The organism is Loktanella sp. F6476L, from assembly GCF_023015725.1.
Classification (GTDB): Bacteria; Pseudomonadota; Alphaproteobacteria; order Rhodobacterales; family Rhodobacteraceae; genus Yoonia.
This window is the reverse complement of sequence record NZ_JALKAR010000001.1, coordinates 264,395-283,109: the sequence shown is the minus strand read 5'-3', so window position 1 is coordinate 283,109 and position 18,715 is coordinate 264,395. Positions and strand designations below refer to the sequence as shown.

At 55.8% G+C, this 18,715-nt stretch carries 25 protein-coding genes; 10 read left to right on the top strand and 15 right to left on the bottom strand.

Translation table 11 applies throughout. The features are described from left to right. Positions 1-49: 49 nt before the first annotated feature. Genes tmpT through MWU61_RS01360 form a run of 4 tightly spaced genes read right to left on the bottom strand, consistent with a single transcriptional unit; the run spans position 50 to position 2,555 of the window. Complete coding sequence (gene tmpT / locus MWU61_RS01375; protein ID WP_247126139.1) at positions 50-682, bottom strand: thiopurine S-methyltransferase; 633 nt, start codon at positions 680-682, stop codon at positions 50-52. Continuing rightward, entirely contained in the window at positions 682-879 is a 198-nt protein-coding gene (locus MWU61_RS01370; protein WP_247126138.1) for a hypothetical protein, read from the bottom strand. Before MWU61_RS01370 ends, tmpT begins: the two co-directional genes overlap by 1 nt. 1 nt (position 880) lies before the next feature. Continuing rightward, entirely contained in the window at positions 881-1,390 is a 510-nt protein-coding gene (locus MWU61_RS01365; protein WP_247126136.1) for a DUF1697 domain-containing protein, read from the bottom strand. Between the two features lies 1 nt (position 1,391). Beyond that, positions 1,392-2,555 (bottom strand): iron-containing alcohol dehydrogenase, encoded by a 1,164-nt coding sequence (locus MWU61_RS01360; protein ID WP_247126134.1) that lies wholly within the window; start codon positions 2,553-2,555, stop codon positions 1,392-1,394. Positions 2,556-2,770: 215 nt separating this feature from the next. On the opposite strand from MWU61_RS01360, the gene MWU61_RS01355 reads away from it, so the two are divergent. Continuing rightward, positions 2,771-3,544 carry an SDR family oxidoreductase gene (locus MWU61_RS01355; protein ID WP_247126132.1) on the top strand — a complete coding sequence of 258 codons (774 nt, stop codon included), beginning with the start codon at positions 2,771-2,773 and terminating at the stop codon, positions 3,542-3,544. Positions 3,545-3,586: 42 nt separating this feature from the next. Here MWU61_RS01355 and MWU61_RS01350 read toward each other — a convergent pair whose 3' ends face one another. The 3 genes from MWU61_RS01350 to MWU61_RS01340 form a co-directional block, all read right to left on the bottom strand. Then, positions 3,587-3,823, bottom strand: a complete 237-nt coding sequence (locus MWU61_RS01350) for a DUF465 domain-containing protein (RefSeq protein WP_247126130.1) — start codon at positions 3,821-3,823, stop codon at positions 3,587-3,589. A 43-nt stretch (positions 3,824-3,866) separates the two neighbouring features. Further along, the gene (gene ppk2 / locus MWU61_RS01345) at positions 3,867-4,721 is read right to left on the bottom strand and encodes a polyphosphate kinase 2 (RefSeq protein ID WP_247126128.1); all 855 of its coding nucleotides are present in this window, start codon (positions 4,719-4,721) and stop codon (positions 3,867-3,869) included. 130 nt (positions 4,722-4,851) lie between these two features. After that, positions 4,852-5,652, bottom strand: a complete 801-nt coding sequence (locus tag MWU61_RS01340) for a hypothetical protein (RefSeq protein ID WP_247126126.1) — start codon at positions 5,650-5,652, stop codon at positions 4,852-4,854. A gap of 133 nt (positions 5,653-5,785) precedes the next feature. Between MWU61_RS01340 and rimO the strand changes: the two genes are divergently transcribed. Continuing rightward, positions 5,786-7,177 carry a 30S ribosomal protein S12 methylthiotransferase RimO gene (rimO, locus tag MWU61_RS01335; RefSeq protein ID WP_247126124.1) on the top strand — a complete coding sequence of 464 codons (1,392 nt, stop codon included), beginning with the start codon at positions 5,786-5,788 and terminating at the stop codon, positions 7,175-7,177. 92 nt (positions 7,178-7,269) lie between these two features. On the opposite strand, the gene MWU61_RS01330 is transcribed toward rimO, so the two are convergent. From MWU61_RS01330 to MWU61_RS01320, 3 genes are all read right to left on the bottom strand, one after another. Beyond that, the gene (locus tag MWU61_RS01330; protein ID WP_247126122.1) at positions 7,270-7,899 is read right to left on the bottom strand and encodes a DUF4236 domain-containing protein; all 630 of its coding nucleotides are present in this window, start codon (positions 7,897-7,899) and stop codon (positions 7,270-7,272) included. A gap of 320 nt (positions 7,900-8,219) precedes the next feature. Then, positions 8,220-8,486 carry a DUF6455 family protein gene (locus MWU61_RS01325; RefSeq protein WP_247126120.1) on the bottom strand — a complete coding sequence of 89 codons (267 nt, stop codon included), beginning with the start codon at positions 8,484-8,486 and terminating at the stop codon, positions 8,220-8,222. Between the two features lie 145 nt (positions 8,487-8,631). Then, entirely contained in the window at positions 8,632-8,973 is a 342-nt protein-coding gene (locus tag MWU61_RS01320) for a YigZ family protein (protein WP_247126118.1), read from the bottom strand. A gap of 57 nt (positions 8,974-9,030) precedes the next feature. Between MWU61_RS01320 and MWU61_RS01315 the strand changes: the two genes are divergently transcribed. From MWU61_RS01315 to MWU61_RS01305, 3 genes are all read left to right on the top strand, one after another. Next, complete coding sequence (locus MWU61_RS01315) at positions 9,031-9,399, top strand: DUF393 domain-containing protein (protein ID WP_247126117.1); 369 nt, start codon at positions 9,031-9,033, stop codon at positions 9,397-9,399. 8 nt (positions 9,400-9,407) lie between these two features. Beyond that, positions 9,408-10,097 (top strand): hemolysin III family protein, encoded by a 690-nt coding sequence (locus MWU61_RS01310; RefSeq protein ID WP_348645570.1) that lies wholly within the window; start codon positions 9,408-9,410, stop codon positions 10,095-10,097. Between the two features lie 178 nt (positions 10,098-10,275). Beyond that, positions 10,276-10,572, top strand: a complete 297-nt coding sequence (locus MWU61_RS01305; protein WP_247126116.1) for a hypothetical protein — start codon at positions 10,276-10,278, stop codon at positions 10,570-10,572. Here the strand turns inward: MWU61_RS01305 and MWU61_RS01300 are convergent. Then, complete coding sequence (locus tag MWU61_RS01300) at positions 10,569-11,324, bottom strand: M48 family metalloprotease (RefSeq protein WP_247126114.1); 756 nt, start codon at positions 11,322-11,324, stop codon at positions 10,569-10,571. The two genes, MWU61_RS01305 and MWU61_RS01300, sit on opposite strands and share 4 nt — an antisense overlap. A gap of 173 nt (positions 11,325-11,497) precedes the next feature. On the opposite strand from MWU61_RS01300, the gene MWU61_RS01295 reads away from it, so the two are divergent. From MWU61_RS01295 to MWU61_RS01280, 4 genes are all read left to right on the top strand, one after another. Next, a complete protein-coding gene (locus MWU61_RS01295) occupies positions 11,498-11,737 on the top strand; it encodes a hypothetical protein (protein WP_247126112.1) in 240 nt (79 codons plus the stop codon). A gap of 62 nt (positions 11,738-11,799) precedes the next feature. Beyond that, complete coding sequence (locus tag MWU61_RS01290; protein ID WP_247126111.1) at positions 11,800-12,900, top strand: class II histone deacetylase; 1,101 nt, start codon at positions 11,800-11,802, stop codon at positions 12,898-12,900. Between the two features lie 36 nt (positions 12,901-12,936). Beyond that, positions 12,937-13,515: a nitroreductase family protein gene (locus MWU61_RS01285; RefSeq protein ID WP_247126109.1), complete on the top strand. Its 579-nt coding sequence runs from the start codon at positions 12,937-12,939 to the stop codon at positions 13,513-13,515. Beyond that, on the top strand, positions 13,512-14,204 hold the full coding sequence (locus MWU61_RS01280; RefSeq protein WP_247126107.1) for an EI24 domain-containing protein: 693 nt from the start codon (positions 13,512-13,514) through the stop codon (positions 14,202-14,204). Before MWU61_RS01285 ends, MWU61_RS01280 begins: the two co-directional genes overlap by 4 nt. Here MWU61_RS01280 and MWU61_RS01275 read toward each other — a convergent pair. Next, complete coding sequence (locus tag MWU61_RS01275) at positions 14,191-14,478, bottom strand: DUF1467 family protein (RefSeq protein ID WP_247127191.1); 288 nt, start codon at positions 14,476-14,478, stop codon at positions 14,191-14,193. The genes MWU61_RS01280 and MWU61_RS01275 overlap by 14 nt on opposite strands. A gap of 92 nt (positions 14,479-14,570) precedes the next feature. Beyond that, a complete protein-coding gene (gene mce / locus MWU61_RS01270; protein ID WP_247127189.1) occupies positions 14,571-14,975 on the bottom strand; it encodes a methylmalonyl-CoA epimerase in 405 nt (134 codons plus the stop codon). A gap of 162 nt (positions 14,976-15,137) precedes the next feature. Here mce and MWU61_RS01265 point away from each other — a divergent pair, with 162 nt between their 5' ends. Further along, positions 15,138-15,854 carry a response regulator gene (locus MWU61_RS01265; protein WP_247126105.1) on the top strand — a complete coding sequence of 239 codons (717 nt, stop codon included), beginning with the start codon at positions 15,138-15,140 and terminating at the stop codon, positions 15,852-15,854. Here the strand turns inward: MWU61_RS01265 and MWU61_RS01260 are convergent. Then, positions 15,847-16,554: a GNAT family protein gene (locus tag MWU61_RS01260; RefSeq protein WP_247126103.1), complete on the bottom strand. Its 708-nt coding sequence runs from the start codon at positions 16,552-16,554 to the stop codon at positions 15,847-15,849. The genes MWU61_RS01265 and MWU61_RS01260 overlap by 8 nt on opposite strands. 140 nt (positions 16,555-16,694) lie before the next feature. Beyond that, positions 16,695-18,548 (bottom strand): aspartate--tRNA ligase, encoded by a 1,854-nt coding sequence (gene aspS / locus MWU61_RS01255; protein ID WP_247126101.1) that lies wholly within the window; start codon positions 18,546-18,548, stop codon positions 16,695-16,697. Between the last annotated feature and the right edge of the window lie 167 nt (positions 18,549-18,715).

Sequence of the window (18,715 nt, the reverse complement as noted above, 5' to 3'; positions counted from 1 at the left end):
CTGGCCGTTCGTTTCGACTGCAATCCCGAACGATCACCCCAACGACTTATCAGCTAAGAAGCCAAGCGGTTTCCGTTGCAGGCACTTCGCCCTTAAATCCACCCGGAACGTCCTGCGTTTTCAGGTTTGTCAGTGTGTAGCTGTCCGCATACAGCGCTTTGATCATATCCTCAGATATCGAAAACGGCGGGCCATTCATCCGGCTTTGATCGTAGGTGAACGTGACCACCAATTGCGCCGCATTTCCTGTAATTTCAAGAAGATGCATCGCGTATTTCCCGCGCACAGCATCCGGCAAAGCAACCAAAGCCGCACGATCAAACACCGCATCAATCGGCCCCAAAAGCTGTGCAGTCACTGCAAAAACATCACCAACAAAGACGGTGACATCACCGCTCGCGTATCGCTTGAGGTCCCCCAAATCGACGACTTCGGGAACGACGCCCATCTCTGCGAACAGGTCCTGCACTGCGATTTCGGACAGTTCCGCCCCGATGACCTTGCACCCTTGATCCCTGATCCATGCGATGTCGCGGGTCTTGCCGCATAGGGGCACAAAAACGCTCGCCCTTTTGGGTAATTTCAGGTGATCGAAATACGCGACCAACAGCGGGTTTCCTGCGCTCTGATGAAACCCGATCTGCTGCTTTTCCCATTTATCGTGCCAAAACGCAGCATCCATCAGTCAGCAACCCCTAGCCAAAGAAGCGCCAGCCATACCACGCCGACGCCAATAAAGATGATAGCCACAACGCCAAGCACAGGACTGGATAAAACTCCACCTAACCAGCCGATGCCAACACCGAGCGCAATCAAGATCAGCGGCGTCAGCGTCCAGAATGCAATGTCTTTCAAAAGACCCCAAAGAAATTGCACCACGTTATCGTCCCGTCATCGCTACCAGTTTCGCAACCGTGTTCATGTTTCGCGCGGTCCCCGCCGCGGCGGCGGGGATCATCAATTTCGACCCACCCTGCCCCCGCGGATAATGCACGTATATGTCGCGCGATCCCAGCGTAATGGCTTCGTCTTTGATATTGCGCGCCCGTGTCGCTGCATCCGTCGGGATCAGGTCGTCGCAAAAGATGGTCACGACCTTATTGCCGGCCGCGTCGGCATACGGATTAGCCGCCAGCACAGCCGCCATTTCGTCCGCCGTTCGGATCATGACAGGAACGGCCTTTCCGGCATACTGCGCGAGGCTTTGTTCCAATTTCGCTTTGGCGTTCCCCACATCCAACGCAGATGAAAATACGACGTTCCCGCTCGCAATGTAGGTGGCTACGTCGATGAACCCGATGTCTGCACACATCGCGCGCAAATCCGCCATCGGCAGCTTGCCCGTGCCGCCGACGTTCACCGCCCGCAGAAGGCCAACATAGCGGTTCATTTCACCACATTTCCTTGTAAAGACCGACAATCTCCGCCTCAGTCGGGACCTTCGGGTTATGTGCGGGCGATCCTGATGCCAGCGCTTGTCGCGCCATCAAACCCAGCATGTCATCATCTGCAACATGGCCCAACGCGGACGGCGACGGCACCGCCAGATCATCGTTCAACCGCCGCAAACCGTCGATCAGCTTGCCGCATGCTACAGTGTCTGTGTCCGTGACCTGCGCCATACCCATGACGCGCGCACAGGTCGCATATCGGTCTGGCGCGGCATCAACAGAATACGCGGTCACCGTTGGCAACAGCATCGCATTCGACAACCCATGGGCCACGTGGAAATGGGCACCAATCGGGCGGCTCATGCCATGTACCAATGCCACAGAGGCATTCGAAAAAGCCATTCCGGCCTGCCCTGCCGCCAACATCAATGCCTCGCGGGCGACGGCATCTTCTGGATCGGTATAGGCGCGGCGCACATGATCCGTGATCAACGGCATCGCGGACAGGGCAAAAGCGTCAGTATAGGGAAACGCGCGACGGCTGACGAAGGCTTCAATCGCATGGGTCAGGCTATCAACTGCAGTATCCGCAGTGATACGCGGCGGCTTTGTTACGCTAAACGTCCAGTCGATCAACGCGACCGTCGCAACACAGGCGAGGCCAGAAAGGTTATACTTTTCAGGGCTTTGCGTATCAGCAATCACGCACCAACGCGTCAATTCAGACCCTGTGCCGCCGGTCGTTGGGATCAACACAATCGGCACGCCACACCGATCAATCTGAAACGGCGCTTTATAATCGCGCACATGACCAGGGTTGACCGCCATGAACGACACGGCCTTCGCCGTGTCCATCGGACTACCACCACCAAACCCGATCACGCAGTCGAAATCACCCGCACGAAATGCTGCTAAGGCTTCATCGACACAGGTATCCGTCGGGTCTTCAACAACGCCATCAAACACCGCGTAGGACATCCCCGCAGCATCCAAAGGTCCGGTCACCGCGCCCAGATGGCCAAGCGACCGCACGCCCTTGTCCGTCACAATTAACGGACGCGACAAACCAAGCTGCGCTAAGGTTTCCGCGACTTCACCCGCAACACCGCCACCGATCCGAATTATCCGCGGCGATTGCACCCGCCCTATCGTTCCTGCCAGCATCCGTTCGTCCCCCAATTGATGCGACCAGCAAACCGGACGCACCCGAAACACACAAGGTTTTTCGCCCAATCGCCCAAGACTTTTGCAACGAACGGGAACCAATCGACCTGCCTGCGGTACCTCTAACGCAATGACAAACGGGCGTCGGACCCACTGACAAACACCATCCGACGACTTACATCTTCACAAAGCCTGCCACAAAAGGACGACATCACATGGCAAATACAGCACTTGTAACTGGCGCTTCCTCTGGGATTGGCGCGGAATTTGCACGGTATCACGCGGAAAAAGGCGGCGATCTGATCATCACGGCACGCCGTGGCGACGCGTTAGATGTGCTCAAAACCGAAATAGAGGCAGCCCACGGCGTCACGGTCACCACCGTCGCGCTTGATCTAGGCGCCGCAGACGGTGCGCAGGCGCTGTATGATGCGGTGAAAGGTCACAAGATCGACATTTTGATTAACAATGCTGGGTTCGGCGGGCACGGTTTGTTCATCGAACGCGATCTCGACGCGGACCTCGCGATGATCGACCTGAACGTCAAAGCCTTGGCATCGCTGTGCCACATGGTCGGGTCCGACATGGTCAAAAATGGCGGCGGCAAAATCCTGAACGTGTCGTCCACAGCATCCTACATGGCCGGACCGTTGCAAGCGACTTACTTTGCGACAAAGGCCTATGTGTCCAGCTTCTCGATGGCGTTAGACGAAGAACTGCGAGACAAGGGCGTGACCGTCACAGCGCTTGAACCGGGCTATGTCGAAACAGAATTCGCGACCTCCGCAAACCTCGAAGATACGCCTCTGACCAAATCCGGCGCGACGCCGCGTTCGGTCGCGAAATACGGCTACGACGCCATGCGGCGCGGCGAATTGCGCGCGATCAATGACGGAAAACTGCGGTTTATGTTGAACTGGGTGTTCCCATGGCTGCCAAACCGTATGAAGCTGAAGCAAGTCCGCAAAATGCAGGAAAAATCCAGCTAAAAGCGGCGGCTTGGCCAGAGCTTTCTGGCCAAGCGCAACTGACTACTTCTTCAGATACGCAAACAGATCATCCTTCAACGCGATCCGTTCTTTCCGCATCTGCGCAAGGTGATCATCCGACGTTGGTTCCACATCGGTTTCGGCACGATGAACGTCGCGGTTCAGCTGATGATAAGCATCGGCCATCTTCACAAAATGCGCATCCGTTTCACGCAGGCTGTGGATTTTGTCTGCAAACTCAGGCAAGTCCGCGGCGAGTTCGTGTGGGGTATGTGACATTGTAAGCCTTTCTTTTGGATAGATTTGTTGTTTTCAGCATCCACTAGAAATGCGGGGCGCTGTGCACCACATCATCGGGGTTGTGAACGATTTTGGGATCAGGTGCCTTGGCCACCTTCAGATCCTTATCCGGATAATCCAACACGGATAAAAAGTGACGCATGCAGTTCAAACGCGCCCGTTTTTTGTCGTTGGATCGGATCACGGTCCACGGCGCGTCGGCGGTGTCGGTGTAAAAGAACATCGCTTCCTTGGCTTCGGCATACGCGCCCCATTTATCCAAGCTGGCGCGATCAATCGGCGACAGTTTCCATTGCTTAAGCGGGTCGGTTTCGCGTGATGCAAAACGCAGCCGTTGCTCTTCTTGCGTGACCGAGAACCAATATTTGAACAGCCTAATCCCGCTGCGGGTCAACATGCGTTCAAATTCAGGCGTTTGGCGCATGAATTCGAGGTATTCATTCGGCTCGCAAAACTGCATGACGCGCTCGACGCCCGCGCGGTTGTACCAAGACCGATCATACAAAACCATTTCACCGGCAGTCGGCAAGTGTTTGACATAACGCTGGAAATACCATTGCCCGCGTTCTTCGTCCGTTGGTTTGTTCAGCGCGACAACGCGCGCCTGACGCGGATTCAGATGTTCGGTGAACCGCTTAATCGTGCCGCCCTTACCGGCGGCATCACGACCCTCGAACAAGAGCACAAACTTCTGATCTGTCTCCTCGATCCAGTGCTGCACCTTCAGCAATTCGACCTGCAACGCAGCCTTCTCAGCTTCATAAGCACGCCGGGTCAAACGCGTCGCATACGGATATTCGCCCTGTTCAAAACCAGTTATCTGTTGGGACCGGACCTTACGATCCTCACCCAGCTTCGTCTCTTCATCATCCACCATCGCGGCCCCCTCTTTGTTAAGGTCTACCTAACAAAGAGCAGCAGCGACGGCTTTGACCTGCGTCAAGAAGATCAAACGATAATGCCAGCGTATTGCCCCAGGCGTCGCACAACGTCGTGACTGGGAGGACTTAGTTCGTCACCCCAATTGCGCTGACGGCAAGCGTTGGCAGAGACGACCGATCTGCGAGGTTACCGTCTATCCGACCACCAAACGCGATTCCGCCTTCGACAAATGCCACTTCATTCGGCCCATGGACCGAAACGAATGTATTTTGCATGTCATCCGGCGCGTCAGGAAAGACCACCGAACCAATCAAATTAAGGCTTGCATCTATCGGTGCGGACGGGTTGACTCCTGTTTCATTCACGTTGCCCGTCATTGAAACTGAGCCAAGAACGGAACGCGCCCCAGCGGAATCGCCCAAAATGGTGGACCCTTCAGGAAAATATACAAACGATCTCGCTATGCCACGCATGTCATCACCGTTGAACGGTACAGTCAGGTTAAATTGGCCTGAAACGAAATCATCAGACATTGGTCCGGTATAGCCGTCAGCACGCCGAATTGTCATGATCCCATGGTAAAAAGCGCGTCCAACCGGCGCGTCCATGTTCGTCAATTCCGGGCCCGCGAAATCACCATTACGCAGCGCTAAAGCGACATCAGCTGCGTTATTCTGCAGTTCATCCAAGGCCTGAAATGAAGGCGTCTCGACAATAATTGGCTTTTCAACAGCTGGTACCGTCGGTTCGTCCGGCGTACCATCATCGACATTTCCTTGATCTTCATCGAACGCGAGGATTTCGTCAGTCACCTCGTCCACCGCTATGTCGGGCGTTTCGACATTTTGGATGGCTGGTCCGCCTGATCCACCACAAGCAGACATAAAAACGAAGCCAACAAGCCCCCAACAAATTCCTTTTAGCATGCGTACACCGCTCCATAGATTACAACCGTCGCTGAGGGATGCCTATTACAAAAAAGAGTGCCCGATCAAGCCCTCGCTGCCCACGCGATATCTTTCCATTCCCAACGCCCCGCACATCAGCTAAACCCGCCAAATGTCCCAGAATCCGCCAAATCTTCGCCCCGACCTTGCCCCGAAAGCCACTTTCACAGAGCCAAAGCGCCCTGATCAGCCGACCATCGGTATGGTGTCGCTGGGCTGCCCTAAGGCTTTGGTCGATAGCGAACGCATCCTCACGCGCCTGCGGGCCGAAGGATACGCGATTTCGCCTGATTACGCAGGCGCTGAGGCGGTCATCGTGAACACCTGCGGGTTCCTCGACAGCGCCAAAGCCGAAAGCCTCGATGCCATTGGCGAGGCCCTGCAGGAAAACGGCAAGGTTATCGTCACAGGCTGTCTGGGCGCCGAACCGGACTACATCCGCGAACACCACCCGCAAATCCTCGCCGTCACGGGGCCGCACCAATACGAACAGGTGCTCGACGCCGTGCATGCCAACGTGCCGCCCGCGCCCGATCCGTTTATCGACCTGCTGCCTGCATCCGGCGTGTCCTTGACGCCGCGCCACTACAGCTACCTCAAGATTTCAGAGGGCTGTAACCATAAATGTAAGTTCTGCATCATTCCGGACATGCGCGGCAAACTCGCGTCACGGCCCGCCCACGCGGTGCTGCGCGAGGCGGAAAAACTGGTCGATGCTGGTGTCAAAGAACTCCTCGTGATTTCTCAGGATACCTCAGCTTACGGGCTGGATCGTAAATACGACGTAAACCCGTGGAAAGATCGCGATGTGCGCAGCCATATCCTTGATCTTACACGGGAATTAGGGACGCTGGGGGCGTGGGTGCGGCTGCATTACGTCTACCCCTACCCGCATGTGCGCGACCTGATTCCGGTCATGGCGGACCCGTCGAACGGGGTTCTGCCCTACCTCGACATCCCGTTCCAACACAGCCACCCCGACGTGCTGCGGCGCATGGCGCGGCCTGCGGCGGGGGCCAAAACGCTCGATGAAATCGCAGCTTGGCGCGCCCAATGCCCCGACATCACACTGCGATCGACCTTCATCGTCGGCTACCCCGGTGAAACCGAGGCCGAATTCCAACACCTGCTGGATTGGCTGGACGAAGCACAACTGGACCGTGTTGGCTGCTTCCAATACGAAAACGTCGCAGGGGCACGGTCAGCCGCACTGCCCGACCACGTCGATGCAGCGGTAAAACAAGACCGCTGGGACCGCTTCATGGCCAAAGCCCAGGCAATTTCAGCGGCGAAGCTAGAGGCGAAAGTCGGGCGGACGCTAGAGGTTATCGTAGACGAAATCGACGACGAGGCCGCCACCTGCCGCACATGGGCCGACGCGCCAGAGATCGACGGGAACCTGTTCATCGACGAAGGGTTCGAGGGGCTTTCAGTCGGAGACGTCGTTCGCGTTGAAGTTGAAGAAGCTGGGGAGTATGATTTGTGGGGGTCACTCGCGAAATAGAATAAGGTCCAGTGGACCTTTTCAGCGAGTGACTGGCGGAGCCCGTGACGACGACGGGAGAATTGCTTCCCGATTTGGTGTTTGAGTAATACTCAATCAGTATTTACTTCAATTTCCGAAACCTTCTCAGCGATTGAGTCTGCTAGTTTGTTAAACTGCATAATAACCCTGACAGTCTCACTGTGTGCGTTTTCAATAGCAACAATGCCGATATTTCGTTGGCGCTTTACCGAACCGCCAAATAGACCAAAAGACATCGAACCCAGCTTATCTTTCATTGCGACAAATATTTCGGCCGCTTCTTCCAGCTCTGCTTCAAGCACAATCATTTTCTCCTCCTCGAAGGAAACACGTTTTCCGAATGTGTCTAACTTGGATGGAGTAATGCCACGGCCGCCGCTGAGTGAGTTAATTGCTTTATTAAGGCGCGACACGATTGCATCGCCCTTCTTTGCTATTGCCTCAACTCGGTCTAGCCGTTTGCCAGCAAGTTCCATAATTCCAGAAATCACTTGGGCATTGGAATTGGATGTTCCCGCATTCCAACCAGTTGTTCTTGACCACGACAAGCCTGTTCCCGGTATATTTGCAGTCTGGGTAACACCGCGTTTACCTACGTTAAGTGTAGCCCCCTTGCCTCCAACGCTGAGAGATGTTCCCCCACCCGACAGGTTCAGCTTTACACCAGGCATCACACGAACACTTTTTCGGAATCGCAACATGTTCCGTTTCTCCTCAAGCCACATTCAACCCTAGGTAACTCAGAATCGAAGGCCAGCCTCAAGCGAAATTGCGAGCAATTTTTTTGATTCTTCTGCATTTTGGCAATATCGCTATTTACATCGTCTCGCCCGGCATCGCCGGGCAGCGCCCGGACCTCCCCCATGGGGAGGGCGCTATACGCAACGATCCACCAACAACCATCATCAAAAATAGTATTAAGGGCTCGCCACACGACAGCCTCCCCGAGGTCCATGCGCTGGCCGACACTGTTCCGCGCAACAACAACCTCCGGCTGGCCGCTGGCCGGCTGCGTTCCGCCCTACTTCAACCCCGCAAACACATCCTTATTCACGCAATAGCTTGGCGCCGCGTCGAGCGTTGGTTTGTCCTCCAACAAACGTCCACACGCCGCGACGCCCCTACATCCACGGCACCGATTGATCATGGCTGCGTGGTCGGCTGTCGAAAGCTCTCCCTTGTCCCAAGCATCTGCTAACGACACCCCCACGGCGGCAGCCATATCGGTTACTTTCCAGTAATGATCCCGGGCCGCGCCCAAGGGTTTCAGGTTTGGTTTGGTATCCATCGCGTTCTCCTTTGGTGGGTTCAGCCTGCCCTGCCGGAAAACGCTGCGCTTTGCGCTAGATCAAATGACGCCCTCAATCGCCGCGAAGCCCGACATCGCGGTGCACGGGTTGTGCACGCCTTGTGCACGCAAGTCACAATTGGTTTTAGCCCAGATCGTCCAGATAGACGCGGACCGCATCTTGGACACGGCGGAACCGATCCCCGCCCAGTTTTGTGCCCCCGAACCAGCGGGTGACGACGATAATATGGCCCGTCAGGTCTTCGCGTTCGAGCATCCGCAAGATCACGATCCCCGCCCCGCTTTCGCCGTCGTCGTTCTTGATCGGGGTTCCGTCCGGCAGGATCACCGCCCAAGTGTTGTGCGTGGCCTTGGCGAATTTCTTGTTGCGGCACAGCTGTTTAACAAAGGCCTTGGCGTCGTCCTGCGTCGTTACAGGTCCGCCAGACACCGCGTATTTCGATCCACGGTCTGTTAACGCATTCATGATAGTCTTAATGACGCACCCCCTTGTCCGGTGCTGCCCAGACGGTATCTGTGTCTTATGACAAAAACCGACGTATTATATAATGGCGAATGTCCCGTTTGTTCGTTCGAGATGGATCATTACGCGAAAATCGCGGATCGCGATGATCTGCCGATGACGTTCCAACCGCTAAAGGATAACGCCGCCAATTGGGGCATTGATCCGGATGATGCGGCGAAGCGCATCCATGTGCGCCGCGATGGTCAGATTTATGTCGGTATGGATGCGTTCATTCTGCTGTGGCGGGATTTGCCCCGCTATGGGTGGCTTGCGACGCTGTGCTCATGGCCCGTCGTTCGGCCCGCGACCGTGTTTCTGTATGATCGTGTGGTTGCCCCGCTGATCCATGGCTGGCACAAACGCCGCCAACGCAAGGCTGTGACCTAAGGGAACGATTGACCCAGTGCCTCGCGGGCCGCACCCTATCGCCAAACGATAAAGAGGCCCAGATGTACCCCACCTACGCGAAATCAGAACGTATTGCCGACGGCAGCATGCACGCCATTGGCGTGATCGGCGCGTTGACCGGAACGATCCTGTTGATGGTTTGGACAGCGGGCGATGTATCGGCGTGGCAGATGACCGCGCTTGCCATTTATGGCGTTGGGCTGATCACGACCTTTGCCGCGTCTGCATTTTACCACATGACGCCCTGGCCCACGATCCGCCCGATCCTGCGCCGGATTGATCACGCCGCGATCTATCTCAAGATTGCCGCCACCTACACGCCCTTGGTCGTTATGGTCGGCACGCCATTTGCTTATACGATCCTTGGTGTAGTCTGGCTGTTGGGGCTGATTGGCATGACACTGAAGCTGTTCTTCTGGCAGACACCCGGTCGCTATGGTCCCGCCCTTTATCTGGTGATGGGTTGGCTGAGCGTCGGGCTGATCTGGTCGATCTGGCCTGTGTTGCCCGGGTCCGTCATCGCGCTGATCGCAGCGGGCGGGCTGACCTACACGGTCGGCGTTCTGTTCTACATCAGCAAGAAAAAGTACACGACAGCGATCTGGCATGGCTTTGTCGTGGCAGCATCCGCTTGCTTCTGGGCCGCGATTCTGATCGGTGCCATGTCGTCAATCTGACAGCGCATTCCGAAAAGGCGGGGAAACCTTACCCTGCATTCCCCTCAAAGTCAGGATTGCCTGACCTGACGTCAGGGATGGCCGTTTCTACAGTGTTCATACCGCACCGTGGACGGCCTCCCAAAGGACTATTTGCTTCCTTGTTCACGGTGCTCTTTTTGACAGGACACATAGAACGATGACGTATTTTAGCAGTCTCCCAACCGAAGTTCTCGACGCCATCGGCGTCGCGGGCTTCGGTTTATACGTTTTGAATTACAGCCTTTTAACCGTACAGCGGATCCAGTCCCATCAGGCCTTGTATTTCATGATCAATGGCTTGGCGGCGACCATGGTTTTGATTGGCCTGTTGAGTGCATTCAATTTGGCCGCAGCCCTGATACAGATCTTCTGGATCGTGATCTCGATCATTGCGATCTTCATCCGGCTGCGCAAACGGGTCGACCCCGTTTTTGCCCACCAATCCAAAAGCTAGAAACCAAACCGTGCGGCGGTCCGCTGCACGATTGCGACCCGATCAGCATTGGCCGGATGGGTGCCCAAGAACGTATTGCCCGGATCAGGAATACGGAAAAAGAAGTCAGCACCGCGCAACGGATTATAACCTGCTTTTGCGGTGATAATGGTGCCTAGCGCATCGGCCTCGAGTTCGAAGTCTTTCGAATAGGTCCGCGCCCCCAAGGCCGCACCAAATTCTTGCGCTGCCAACACAGCATCCGGATTTGCCCCCCCGATCAAGCCTGCCACCTGTCCAAAGACCGCAGCCCCTACGGTCGCGTTCTGACGCTGCCGCATCAAATGTCCTTCGATGTGATGGGCCGCTTCATGCGCAAGGATAAAAGCCATTTCGTCGCGATTACGGACCTCGACGATCAGCGGAATTGTGAATGCTACAATTGGCCGACCGTTGTCATCCAGCGTCTGATAGGCATTGGGCGGCAGGTTAGGACGGTCGTCCACAACGATGCGGAAATCACAGTTGGCTTGCGGGGCTCTTGCGCGGCATTCGGCTTCGGCGACCGGTTCGACGGTTTCGATCACTTCAATAAAACTGCGGACCGCATTGCGGGCAAATGCACGCGATCCTTCAGGAATGGTCGCGGGGTCAGGCGCGCTGACCTCTACGGGCGTTTTGGCGATTGTATCGGGCGTGTTGCCGCCGCGATCAATTGGAACCGCACATGCGCCAAGCAAACCACACAGAAGCAATGGGAGGTGTCTGACCATGTTGATCGGCGTCCTTATCGTTTGCATGGTGTTCTAGCGACCATTCATGAACAATCCTTGTATGACGGCAGCTTACGAAGCTTCGCGCAGTTCTTCTAGCCCTTCACAGCCCGTGATCACACGATTGGCATACTGTCGCTTGCAAACCGTCCGGACACAGGTAAGCTTCTGATATGTTTACAATCGAGCACACATTTGACTGTTCCGTTATCACCCTAGTGGACGAAGGACAGGCCCCCCTGAACGAAGACGTGATCCTGAATGCATTTGAAGACTGCATCACAGTCACGCAGTTTGATCCACGCACGGAAGAAGCTGTCAAAATCACGCTTTCCCTCGAACAGGTCCGTGATCTGGGGGCCGCTTTGGATCTGCCGGAAGGTATTTACCGGATCAGACCTGAACAAGATTAGGCGCGTGGCGCAGGCCCCTCCGGAGGGGGTATTTAAGGCCAAAAGTAACAAAGGGACCGATGATGACGACTGGGTTTTATTGGGATGAACGGTGCTTTTGGCATGGCGGCGGCAACTATGCAGGCACCTTGCCCGTCGGTGGTTTGGTCCAACCTTTGGATGGTGGGCTTCCTGAAAGTCCCGAGACAAAACGGCGGTTGAAGAATTTGATCGACGTAACGGGACTGGCCCGCGATCTTGATCTGCGGGGTGCGGCCTCTGCCAGTATGGAAGACCTTTTGCGCGTTCATCCCGAAAGCTATCTGGCGACGTTCAAAGCGATGTCAGACGCAGGCGGTGGAGAAATCGGCCTGCGCACGCCCTTTGGTCAGGGCGGGTTCGAAATCGCAGCCTTGTCGGCGGGGTTAGCGAAACAGGCTTTGATCGATGTTTTGGACGGTCATGTCAGCAATGCATATGCCCTTTCGCGCCCGCCCGGACATCATTGCCTACCCGATTTCCCGAACGGGTTCTGTCTGCTGGCCAATATCGCAATCGCGATTGAAGCCGCCATGGCACAAGGCAAGGCCCAGAAGGTCGCGGTGCTGGATTGGGACGTGCATCACGGCAATGGCACAGAGGCGATTTTCTACGACCGTGCAGATGTGCTGACCGTGTCCCTGCACCAAGAACACAATTACCCGCTTGATACCGGCGACTTTGCAGATCGTGGGCGTGGCACCGGCGAAGGCGCAAACCTGAACATCCCCCTGCCTCCCGGAACAGGCCATATCGGGTATCTGCAAGCGATGGATCGCCTTGCCCTGCCCGCGATCCGTGCTTTTGCCCCTGATGTGTTGATCATCGCTTGCGGTTTCGATGCAGCAGCGACAGACCCGCTGTCACGCACGATGGCGCATCAAGGCACGTTTCAAGCCATGACCGCCCGCGTCATGGACCTCGCCGCAGAGGTCTGCGCGGGTAAATTGGTGATGGTGCACGAGGGCGGGTATTCAGAAACCTATGTCCCGTTTTGCGGCCATGCGGTGCTGTCGGAAATGTCCGGCAGCGGGATCACGGCACCTGATCCTTACGGCGAAACCTGGATCAAACGCCAACCGGATGCCCGTTTCGATGCCTACCTCGACGGGATCATTACAGATATGGCACAAGCGCTGGGTTAACCTTATAACACGTCCAAACGGTCTTTCGGAGCTTTCATGCCTATACGTAACGACGCCGCCCTCGATTTCCTGATGACCCGCCGATCACGTCCTGCGAAGACGCTGACGGGACCTGTGCCAGATAGGGACACGTTGCTGACATTGCTGACGGCCGCAGCCCGCACGCCAGATCACGGTAAACTGGAACCTTGGCGCTTTATCGTTCTGGAAAAGCCGGCGTTGTTGCGCCTGTCATCGCTGGTTCTGGATCGCGGGACAGCTTTGGGTAAAGACAAGGACATGATCACAAAAGCCATTGATCAATATGCGAATGCAGAATTGGCCGTGGCGGTGATTAGCGCACCAAAACCGTCCGAAAAAATTCCTGCGATTGAACAAACCTATTCGGCGGGCGCGGTCTGTTTGTCGTTGCTGAACGCGGCGCTGGCTGCTGGATGGGGGGCGAACTGGTTATCCGGATGGGCATCACACGATGCAATCTTCGCGCGCGAGGGACTTGGTCTAGCTGATCACGAAACGATCGCGGGCTTTATCCATATTGGAACAGAAACATCTGCGCCGCCCGAACGCCCGCGTCCGGACATCGACGCGATCACCACATGGGTGGCCGAATGATATTCGACGATTTTTTCAAAGCCATCGGCCAAATGCCGGACCCACGATTCCGGCGGGTTCTGTGGCTAGGGATTATGCTGACGATTGCATTGCTCGTCGGGGCTTATGCGCTGATCCTGTGGTTCATTTCAGCCACCACCAGCGAAGGGATCGAGATTCCGGGCGTTGATGGTCCTGTGACATGGATTGGTGATTTGCTTGGCTGGGGATCACTTGCGATCATGCTGGTCCTGTCGGTGCTCCTGATGGTGCCCGTGGCGTCAGCGATTACATCGCTCTTTCTGGACGACGTCGCCCAAGCCGTCGAAGACAAACACTACCCACATCTCAAACCTGTGCCGCGCGTACCGTTCTTTGACGGATTGCGGGACACCGTGAATTTTCTGGGCGTTCTGATTGGCGCAAATATCCTTGCGATATTTGCTTATATGGCGCTGCCGTTTCTGTCGTTTGCCATCTTCTACGGTCTCAACGGCTATCTGCTCGGTCGGGAATATTTCCAAGTCGTCGCGATGCGGCGCTTGGGACACCAAGGCGCAAAAGACCTGCGCAAACAACACAAAGGCCAGATCTGGATGGCAGGTTGCCTGATGGCTGTCCCGCTATCGATCCCGCTGATCAATCTTGTGATCCCGATCTTAGGCGCGGCGACATTCACCCATCTGTTTCACAGGCTTAGTCAGCGCTGACTGCAGGGGTGGCCATCCGGTCGAACCAATCAAGATCGCGCACAGTGATGGCACCTGACAGGATCGTTCCCGCGATGATGACCCAAAGGCCAATCGCCCAATAGGTCGTGATCTTGGCCTTACGTTTCACCTGCGGGTGGGCGGGTGCGGACGCATGGGTGCCCGGCACGATTTCGCCTTCGTCGCCTTGACTGACCATGCGCAAGGGCAGCACCACAAAAAACACCATGAACCAGATCACGGCAAACAGAACAATCGCAGACGTAATGCCCATCATGGACCTTTCCGGGCACTAGGCCCTGTTTCTTTTGGCTCTAAATATCCCCGCCGGAGGCTCCGGCAAGGACCAATCGCGCAATCAGTCGTTTAGACCTGTTCAAGCTCAACCAAGCATCCGTTGAAGTCCTTGGGGTGCAAGAACAAAACCGGCTTGCCATGCGCACCGATTTTCGGCTCGCCGGATCCCAAGACCCGCGCACCTTCGGCCAGCAAATGGTCGCGTGCAGCAAGGATATCATCAACTTCATAGCAGATGTGATGGATACCACCTGCTGGGTTCTTTTCCAGAAAGCCGTTGATCGGGGATTCGTCGCCAAGCGGGTACAACAACTCGATTTTCGTATTCGGCAATTCGATAAAGACGACCGTCACACCGTGATCCGGTTCATCCTGAGGGGCGCCGACATTTGCACCAAGCGTGTTGCGATACTGCGCGCTTGCGGCTTCTAGATCAGGAACGGCAATAGCAACGTGGTTCAAGCGACCGATCATATCGGGTCTCCTTTGGATCAGGTATTCGTCTTTGACTTGGGGTGTTATGCCAGCCAACCCCTGCCCCCGCAATTGGCCAAGCTGCGGCATTCTGGCCTGTCTTAAGGGCCTGTTCACCTTGAGATGCGTCAATAGGAGCAGCTATCAGAATCGGGGAACAACATGGATGGCACAGAGGATCTATTTCTACACCAACCCGCCACCGCGCGACGGCCCCTTCTGGGATTGACCGTCTTGGTGGTCGAAGACAGTCGTTTCGCAAGCGAAGCAATCCGTCTGCTTTGCTTACGTTCAGGCGCACGTATTCGGCGCGCCGACAGCCTGTCGCATGCTGAACGACATCTGCGCATTTACCGGCCTTGTGTGATGATCGTGGATGTTGGCCTACCCGACGGATCGGGGCTGAAGCTGATTAACGATATGTCCAGCGCCGTGCCACGGATCGACGTTATTCTCGGCACCAGCGGTGACGATACAATGGCATCGCAGGTCATGGCAAACGGGGCTGACGGGTTTCTCGCGAAACCGGTCCTGTCATTGTCAGCGTTTCAAGACGCGATCCTGTCGCACCTGCCGCAAGACAGGCAGCCGCCCGGTCCGCGTTTGTTAAGCGATGAAGAAGTGCAGCCAGACATGATCGCGTTTCACGACGACCTAAGCCACGTGGCACAAGTGCTTGATGGCGGTCAAGAACTTGCATCGATCGACTACGTGACACAATTCCTTGGCGGCGTTGCGCGTAGTGTATCGGACCCTGACCTAGGTAATGCGGTCGACGAACTTGCCCTGCGACGCACCAATGGCGAACCGCTAAAGCCGCAAATCGCGCTGCTTGCAGCGCTGGTGCAGGCGCGATTAGCGAGCGCGGAGTTTATGTGACCGGATCGGCCTGAAACAGATATGGCCGCGTTAAATCGGCCAGCGACACCCGTTGTTGGCCAGCCGCATCGAAATTGGACGGATCGAACCATTTCACAAATGCAGACTGCACATTGGGCCAATCATCGTCCGTCAGCGCGAACCATGCTGTATCCCTGTTCCGGTCTTTCACAATCAGATGTTTACGAAACACGCCCTCATACGAAAAACCCATACGCTGCGCCGCTTTGCGCGACGGCATATTCAGCGCGTTACATTTCCATTCGACGCGGCGATATCCGTTGGCAATCGCCCAATCGATCATCAGGAAAAACGCCTCTGTCGCGATGGGTGTTCGTTGCAACGTGGGCGATAGGTTCACATTCCCGATCTCGATGCTGCCCATATCAGGGTCAACCGTCCAAAAGCAGGCATAGCCGAGCGGTTTTGGATCATCGGTCGCAGTGATCGTATAGCAAGGTTGCATGGGGCGTGATGCGTTATCGTGCACGATCTTGGTAAACGCTGCTTTGTCTGCGGGCGCTTCCCCGTAAAGGTAATCCCAGACCTGAGGCGCATCACGAAAGACGTCCCACAAACCATCGACGTCAGTCGCCGCGCTGAGCGGACGTATTGCGGCCCAACGTCCCGACAGTGTTAGATCTGCCGGACGTTTGGCAGGTTTCCAGTTCTCGACAATCGGACCAAGCGGGCGGGACATAATTCACTTTCTTTCTCGATTTTGGCCAACGTGGCCCAACTTGGTGGACATTTGCTAGGGCAAAACAACAAGACAGCGATCAAAAACGAAAATGGGCGCGGAAGCCAATGCCCGCGCCCATTCCCAAACTCTAATAATCTTTAGCTTTCGACCGGCAGAACGCGCAGGTTCAATTCGCGCAGCTGTTCGTTCTGCGGATCGTTTGGCGCGCCCATCATCAAATCTTCAGCGCGTTGGTTCATCGGGAACATGATGACTTCGCGAATGTTAGTGGCGTCGGCCAGAAGCATCACGATCCGGTCGATCCCAGCGGCGCAACCACCGTGTGGCGGGGCACCGTATTGGAATGCATTCACCATCCCGCCGAAGCGCTTTTCGACTTCGTCTGCGCCGTAACCTGCGATTTCAAACGCCTTGAACATGATTTCAGGACGGTGGTTCCGGATCGCACCGGACACCAATTCGTAGCCGTTACAGGCCAGATCGTATTGGTAGCCCAAGACATCCTCTGGATCGCCTTCAAGTGCGGCCATACCGCCTTGTGGCATAGAGAACGGGTTGTGTTCGAAATCGATTTTGCCAGTCTCTTCGTCACGCTCGTAGATCGGGAAATCGACGATCCATGCGAATGCAAAGCGGTTCGTGTCGGTCAGGCCAAGTTCGTCACCGATAGTGACACGAGCACGGCCAGCGACCGCTTCAAACGCTTTCGGCTTACCGCCAAGGAAGAAAGCCGCATCGCCAAGACCAAGGCCCAGCTGCTGACGGATCGCTTCGGTCCGTTCTGGCCCGATGTTTTTCGCCAGTGGCCCTGCGGCTTCCATGCCGCCTTCCACTTCGCCGGATTTCAGTTTGGCCTGCGCTTCTTTTACAGTGATCCCAAGCTCTTGGGCCACAGCATCCGCTGTCTTTTCGCGCCAGAAGATATAGCCCATGCCAGGCAGACCTTCTTTTTGCGCAAAGGCATTCATGCGGTCGCAGAATTTACGCGACCCGCCTGTTGGGGCAGGAATGGCGCGGACTTCGGTGCCGTCCTGTTCCAGTAACTTCGCGAAGATCGCAAAGCCGGAATCTTTGAAGTGTTCGGACACGACCTGCATCTTAATCGGGTTCCGCAGGTCAGGCTTATCAGACCCGTACCACAGGGCAGCATCGCGGTACGAAATCTGTTCCCACGTCTGGTCAACCTTACGGCCACCGCCGAATTCTTCGAAAATACCAGTGATGACAGGCTGGATCGTGTCGAACACGTCCTGCTGTTCAACAAACGACATTTCGAGGTCGAGCTGGTAGAAATCTGTTGGTGAACGGTCAGCGCGTGGGTCTTCGTCGCGGAAACATGGCGCGATCTGGAAGTATTTGTCGTAGCCAGACACCATGATCAGCTGCTTGAACTGCTGTGGGGCCTGCGGCAATGCGTAGAATTTGCCCGGATGCAGGCGTGATGGGATCAAAAAGTCGCGCGCACCTTCAGGCGATGACGATGTGATGATCGGCGTTTGGTATTCGCGGAAACCGGTGTCCCACATGCGTTTGCGCATGGACGCAACAACGTCTGACCGCAGCTTCATGTTCTCTTGCATCGCTTCACGACGCAGGTCGAGGTAGCGGTATTTCAGGCGTGTTTCCTCAGGATATTCCTGATCGCCGAATACCATCAAAGGCAGTTCTTTGGATTCACCCAACACTTCAATCGCGCGGATGAACACTTCGACTTCGCCGGTTGGCAATTTGCTGTTCACCAGTTCAGGATCACGTGCCTTCACTTCGCCATCGATGCGGATACACCATTCTGAGCGCACCTTTTCCACGTCCGCAAAGGCCGCCGAATCCGGGTCACATAGCACCTGCGTGATGCCGTAATGGTCGCGCAAATCGATAAAAAGGATACCGCCGTGATCGCGCACCCGATTGACCCAACCGGACAGACGAACAGTTTCGCCAACATTGGCGGCAGTCAGGGCGGCGCAGGAATGGGAACGATAGGCGTGCATTATAAGGTCCTTCACGAGACGAATTTGCCCCGTCTACACCTTGTTGCACAGCCAAAGTCAAGCAAACCACAGCGCGACATGGTCTGTTTTGTGCAAACAGCCCGACGCACCCCGAGTTTTCGCGAAATTTCATCCGATTTTTCCGGAAAAATCGCCGTGCCACGCCG

What these genes read in the sequence shown, in the direction of transcription:
- tmpT (WP_247126139.1), bottom strand. Translation starts at nt 682, where the DNA reads ATGGATGCTGCGTTTTGGCACGATAAATGGGAAAAGCAGCAGATCGGG.
- MWU61_RS01365 (WP_247126136.1), bottom strand. Translation starts at nt 1,390, where the DNA reads ATGAACCGCTATGTTGGCCTTCTGCGGGCGGTGAACGTCGGCGGCACG.
- MWU61_RS01360 (WP_247126134.1), bottom strand. Translation starts at nt 2,555, where the DNA reads ATGCTGGCAGGAACGATAGGGCGGGTGCAATCGCCGCGGATAATTCGG.
- MWU61_RS01355 (WP_247126132.1), top strand. Translation starts at nt 2,771, where the DNA reads ATGGCAAATACAGCACTTGTAACTGGCGCTTCCTCTGGGATTGGCGCG.
- MWU61_RS01350 (WP_247126130.1), bottom strand. Translation starts at nt 3,823, where the DNA reads ATGTCACATACCCCACACGAACTCGCCGCGGACTTGCCTGAGTTTGCA.
- ppk2 (WP_247126128.1), bottom strand. Translation starts at nt 4,721, where the DNA reads ATGGTGGATGATGAAGAGACGAAGCTGGGTGAGGATCGTAAGGTCCGG.
- MWU61_RS01340 (WP_247126126.1), bottom strand. Translation starts at nt 5,652, where the DNA reads ATGCTAAAAGGAATTTGTTGGGGGCTTGTTGGCTTCGTTTTTATGTCT.
- rimO (WP_247126124.1), top strand. Translation starts at nt 5,786, where the DNA reads ATGTCCCAGAATCCGCCAAATCTTCGCCCCGACCTTGCCCCGAAAGCC.
- MWU61_RS01330 (WP_247126122.1), bottom strand. Translation starts at nt 7,899, where the DNA reads ATGTTGCGATTCCGAAAAAGTGTTCGTGTGATGCCTGGTGTAAAGCTG.
- MWU61_RS01325 (WP_247126120.1), bottom strand. Translation starts at nt 8,486, where the DNA reads ATGGATACCAAACCAAACCTGAAACCCTTGGGCGCGGCCCGGGATCAT.
- MWU61_RS01320 (WP_247126118.1), bottom strand. Translation starts at nt 8,973, where the DNA reads ATGAATGCGTTAACAGACCGTGGATCGAAATACGCGGTGTCTGGCGGA.
- MWU61_RS01315 (WP_247126117.1), top strand. Translation starts at nt 9,031, where the DNA reads ATGACAAAAACCGACGTATTATATAATGGCGAATGTCCCGTTTGTTCG.
- MWU61_RS01305 (WP_247126116.1), top strand. Translation starts at nt 10,276, where the DNA reads ATGACGTATTTTAGCAGTCTCCCAACCGAAGTTCTCGACGCCATCGGC.
- MWU61_RS01300 (WP_247126114.1), bottom strand. Translation starts at nt 11,324, where the DNA reads ATGGTCAGACACCTCCCATTGCTTCTGTGTGGTTTGCTTGGCGCATGT.
- MWU61_RS01295 (WP_247126112.1), top strand. Translation starts at nt 11,498, where the DNA reads ATGTTTACAATCGAGCACACATTTGACTGTTCCGTTATCACCCTAGTG.
- MWU61_RS01290 (WP_247126111.1), top strand. Translation starts at nt 11,800, where the DNA reads ATGACGACTGGGTTTTATTGGGATGAACGGTGCTTTTGGCATGGCGGC.
- MWU61_RS01285 (WP_247126109.1), top strand. Translation starts at nt 12,937, where the DNA reads ATGCCTATACGTAACGACGCCGCCCTCGATTTCCTGATGACCCGCCGA.
- MWU61_RS01280 (WP_247126107.1), top strand. Translation starts at nt 13,512, where the DNA reads ATGATATTCGACGATTTTTTCAAAGCCATCGGCCAAATGCCGGACCCA.
- MWU61_RS01275 (WP_247127191.1), bottom strand. Translation starts at nt 14,478, where the DNA reads ATGGGCATTACGTCTGCGATTGTTCTGTTTGCCGTGATCTGGTTCATG.
- mce (WP_247127189.1), bottom strand. Translation starts at nt 14,975, where the DNA reads ATGATCGGTCGCTTGAACCACGTTGCTATTGCCGTTCCTGATCTAGAA.
- MWU61_RS01265 (WP_247126105.1), top strand. Translation starts at nt 15,138, where the DNA reads ATGGATGGCACAGAGGATCTATTTCTACACCAACCCGCCACCGCGCGA.
- MWU61_RS01260 (WP_247126103.1), bottom strand. Translation starts at nt 16,554, where the DNA reads ATGTCCCGCCCGCTTGGTCCGATTGTCGAGAACTGGAAACCTGCCAAA.
- aspS (WP_247126101.1), bottom strand. Translation starts at nt 18,548, where the DNA reads ATGCACGCCTATCGTTCCCATTCCTGCGCCGCCCTGACTGCCGCCAAT.